This is a genomic window from Streptomyces phyllanthi, assembly GCF_009377205.1.
Taxonomy (GTDB): Bacteria; Actinomycetota; Actinomycetes; order Streptomycetales; family Streptomycetaceae; genus Streptomyces; species Streptomyces phyllanthi.
Map to the genome: position 1 here is coordinate 1 of NZ_VJZE01000648.1, position 3,938 is coordinate 3,938.

General features: G+C 69.3%; 6 protein-coding genes. 2 read left to right on the plus strand and 4 right to left on the minus strand.

Features of this window, described 5'->3' with window-relative positions; all coding sequences use genetic code 11:
• Window positions 1-774, plus strand: a 774-nt coding sequence (locus FNH04_RS42755) for a dienelactone hydrolase family protein (protein ID WP_322725488.1), incomplete at its 5' end; no start/stop codon positions are given.
• A 40-nt stretch (window positions 775-814) separates the two neighbouring features.
• Here FNH04_RS42755 and FNH04_RS42760 read toward each other — a convergent pair.
• The 4 genes from FNH04_RS42760 to FNH04_RS42775 form a co-directional block, all read right to left on the minus strand.
• Window positions 815-1,492: a maleylpyruvate isomerase family mycothiol-dependent enzyme gene (locus FNH04_RS42760; protein ID WP_152791631.1), complete on the minus strand. Its 678-nt coding sequence runs from the start codon at window positions 1,490-1,492 to the stop codon at window positions 815-817.
• A gap of 17 nt (window positions 1,493-1,509) precedes the next feature.
• The gene (locus FNH04_RS42765; protein WP_152791632.1) at window positions 1,510-2,112 is read right to left on the minus strand and encodes a DinB family protein; all 603 of its coding nucleotides are present in this window, start codon (window positions 2,110-2,112) and stop codon (window positions 1,510-1,512) included.
• Window positions 2,113-2,173: 61 nt separating this feature from the next.
• A complete protein-coding gene (locus FNH04_RS42770) occupies window positions 2,174-2,383 on the minus strand; it encodes a DUF397 domain-containing protein (protein ID WP_152791633.1) in 210 nt (69 codons plus the stop codon).
• Window positions 2,380-3,258: a helix-turn-helix domain-containing protein gene (locus FNH04_RS42775; protein WP_152791634.1), complete on the minus strand. Its 879-nt coding sequence runs from the start codon at window positions 3,256-3,258 to the stop codon at window positions 2,380-2,382. The genes FNH04_RS42770 and FNH04_RS42775 overlap by 4 nt, the downstream gene beginning before the upstream one ends.
• 156 nt (window positions 3,259-3,414) lie before the next feature.
• Here FNH04_RS42775 and FNH04_RS42780 point away from each other — a divergent pair, with 156 nt between their 5' ends.
• Window positions 3,415-3,870, plus strand: a complete 456-nt coding sequence (locus FNH04_RS42780; protein WP_322725490.1) for an ATP-binding protein — start codon at window positions 3,415-3,417, stop codon at window positions 3,868-3,870.
• Window positions 3,871-3,938: the final 68 nt, after the last annotated feature.

The following is a 3,938-nucleotide window of genomic DNA, read 5'->3' on the forward strand; positions in this document are numbered from 1 at the left end:
CCCCCGGAGGACAGCATGCCCGCCACGACCACCACGACCGTCGATCTCACCGGGCTGAGCGCCGCGCGCGGGGGCTCCCGACGGCTCACCGGCCATCTCACCCGGCCCACCGGGCCAGGCCCTTGGCCCGGTGTGGTGGTGATCCATGAGGCGCTCGGCATCAACGACGTGATGCACCGTCAGGCGAAACGCCTGGCGGAAGCCGGGTACCTCGTCCTCATGCCGGACCTGTTCACCGACGGAGGGGCCGTACGCTGCCTGGTGCCGACCTTCCGGGCCGCGCTGTCCGGACAGGGGCGTGCCTTCCGCGACATCGAGGCGGCCCGCACCCGCCTCGCCCAGGATCCCGACTGCACCGGGCGGATCGGCATCATCGGCTTCTGCATGGGCGGTTCCTTCGCCCTCCTCGCCGTGGGCGACGGCGACTTCGACGCCGCCTCGGTCAACTACGGCCGTCTGCCGAAGCAGTTGGACCGGGCGCTCACCGGCTCCTGCCCCGTCGTGGCGAGTTACGGAGCCCAGGACCGTACGCTCAAGGGCGTGGCCCCCAGGCTGGAGGCGGCACTCGACCGGCTGGGCATCGTCCACGACGTCAAGGAGTACCCGGAGGCCGGGCACTCCTTCCTCAACGACGCCGAGGCCGGACCGCGCGCGCTGCGTCCGCTGATGCGCGTCGCGGGCATCAGACCGCACCCGGAGTCCGCCGTCGACGCCTGGCGGCGCATCGACGACTTCTTCGCCACGCACCTCAAGGCGGAGAGCCGGAAGGACTGATCGGTTGCGGAGTGGTGGCGGAGCCGGGCGCGTCCGCCGCTCACCCGTAGACGTTCAGCTCCGGCTCCCTCGCCCCGGCCAGCTCGTACCGCGTGCCGACGAGCGGGCGTCCCGCGTAGAGGCGTACGAGGGTGGGCGTATCGCCGATGAAGCGAGCGGGTGACTGCTCCCCGGAGGGCGCCCCGAGCAGCAGCGGCTCGTCCACGGCGTCGAGGTCGGCGTGCAGCGCGAGGTGACCCCGGTCGCGGGTGATCCACGCCAGCAGGCCCAACGCGAGTTCCGCAGTGGCTCCCCCGTACGCGCCGGGTTCACCCCAGGCGTCACGTACGTCTCCCGCGTGCACCCACTCTCCGAAGGCGACCCCGTCGAGTCGGCCGCCCGCCTTGGCGATCACCGGCCCCGCCTCGGTCATCCCCCGTTCCAGCTCGTCGACGATCTGCCCGACCGACCAGCCGTCCCGCTCGGCGATGTCACGGTCATTGGACTCGGGGCTGAACACCCCCTCCTCGAACCGCCTCTCCACCACCCGCGACAAGGCCGCCGAACAGTGCGCGAGCACATGCCGCACGGTCCAGCCCGGGCAACAGGTCCTGACGGCGAAGTCCCCCTCCGGGCGACTGCGCAGGAGAGGAATCAGCACATCCCGCTCGGCGGCCAGCAGCCGTCCGGGCAGCTCCGGGTCTCGTTCCAGTGTGTCGTGAGCGTGTGCTTGGGTCATGGGGCCACGCTAGGGCCTCACCCGCCGTCGCCGGCCTCCCGCGCCACGCGCTCCAGCCGGCGCCTGTGGCTCTCCCACTCCGCCTGATCACCCGGTGGGATGCTGGTGTTCCCCGGCAACATTCCGACGCTTCCGTCGATGAGTTCCCGAACGATGTCGGCGTGACCCGCGTGCCGGTGGGTGTCGGCGATCACCCGGACCAGGACGTGATTCAGGGTCACCTCTCGCCGCCCCTCCGGCCACCACGGAACGTGACCGATCGCGTCGAGCCCCAGCGCGGCGACGGTGCTGTTCGAGTGCTCCCACGCCTGCCGGTACAGACCGACGATCTGCTCGCGCGACTCGTCCGCGGTGGCCCACATGTCCGCGTTCGCTTCGGAGTCGTCCAGGTACCACCAGGGCGGCTGCTCCTCGTCGAAATACGGCCGCCCGAACGTGTCCCCCAAGTACCCCAACTCGACCCTGGCGACATGCTTGACCAGCCCTAACAGGTTGGTCCCGGTGGGTGTGAGAGGGCGGCGGACGTCGTACTCGGACAGCCCGTCGAGCTTCCAGAGCAGGGCGTCGCGGGCGTCTTGCAGGTAGCGGAGCAGGTCTGCTTTCGGGTCCGGTTCGATCATGCCGGGGAGTCTTGCACCCGGCACTGACATTGAACGGCCACCGGCGGCCCCGGCGGTGGGATCAGCCCTCGGCCGCGTACGTGACGAAGTTTGCCCACGTGTCCGGGGTGAAGGCGAGCCGGGGGCCCGAGATGTTCTTGGAGTCGCGGACATGGATGGTGGCGGGGGTGGGGGCGATCTCGACGCAGGACTCGCCATTGGTACCGCTGCTGTAGCTGCTCTTGAACCACGCCAGTTCGGAGGCGTCTTCCGCGGAAGCCTTGCGGATCATGTCTCTCCCAGCAGTTGCTTGATGAAGGCCAGCGACTCCCGGGGCGGGAGGGCCTGCGCCCGGATGGTTCCATATTGCAGCTCCAGAATGCGGAGCTGTCTGGGGTCGGAGACGGGCCGGCCGTTGAACAGTCCATCGGCGCGCCCCACCGCCGTACCGTCCGGGAACTTCAGCAACTCGATCCTGCCGTCCAGTCCTGGATGGGCCTCGGTGTTCGTCGGCATGACCTGGAGTGTGACGTTGTTCAAGCGCCCCATCTCCAGCAGATGTTCGAGCTGCTGTCGCCACACCATTGTGCCCCCAACCTGCCGACGCAGCGGCGCCTCTTCCAGGACGTAGTGGACGGACGGGGCCGGGTCTCGTTCGAAGACTGATTGCCGGGCCAAACAAGCGGCCACCATACGTTCCACGTCGTCCGGCGAGTACGGCGGCTGCCAAGCCTCGAACAAGGCCCGCGCGTGCTCAGGCGTCTGCAACAACCCGTGGATGCTGTTGCACTCGTACACGCCGATCTCGACCGCCTTGCCCTCCAGCTTCCCCAGCTCCCGAACCTTCTTCGGGTACCGGACCTTCTTCACGTCCTCCCACGTCGCGGCGATGAGCCCGCCCGCCCGCAACACCTCGTCGGCCTTGTTCAGGTACTCCTGCCGAGGAATCCGCTTCCCGCTCTCGATTTTGTAGACCATGTCCTCGCCATAGCCCACCACCGCCCCGAACTCGGCGGCCCGCATCCCCACGGCCTCGCGCCGCAGCTTCAGCTGCCGCCCCACGGTCGCGACGACCGCCACGCCCCAGTCGTCGTCCGGGTCGACCTCCCAACCCGGCTCATCCATCTCGCCCTTGAGCTGTACCGCGTCGCCCTCGATCGTCGTCATCCCGTGCCCCTCCGTCGCACCTCTGTGGTTCAACGCGCCGTACCCGTACTGGGTCGTGCTGACAGCCCGGACACCACTGGACAAGCTCCGGACAGTCACCGTACGCAACGGCGCAGTCACTCCTCACAGTAGGCACGTGCCGCCACTCTCAGTGACGTGAATCAAGAAACCGCCGACCTCACGGCCAACCTCGACGACCACTTCCGCAACGTCAGCGTGAGCCTCTCCGCCACGCCGCACGGCGCCCGCCTGGCCCGCCTCCTCGCCACCGAGCAACTCCGCGCCTGGGGGCTCCCCTTGGACCCGGCGGACCTGGTCGTCGCCGAGCTGGCGGCCAACGCCGTCACCCACGGCCGGGTCCCCGGCCGGGACTTCCGGCTGACGCTGTACGTGGTCGGAGACACTCTCCGCATCGAGGTCACCGACACATGCGGAGACCGCCTCCCGAGGACCCAACAGGCCACCGAGGACGGCGAGTCCGGCCGAGGCCTGCTCCTCGTGGAGGCACTCGCCGACCGCTGGGGAGTGGCTCACGGACCGACACCGCACAAGACCGTCTGGGCCGAGGTGACGATTCCGGCCACCGAACCGCGGCCTGTCCCGTCCCGGTGACGGGAGACTCGGCCGGGCACGCGATCAAAGCTTTTAGAAGACCAGGGGGCAAATACCCACCCAACCCG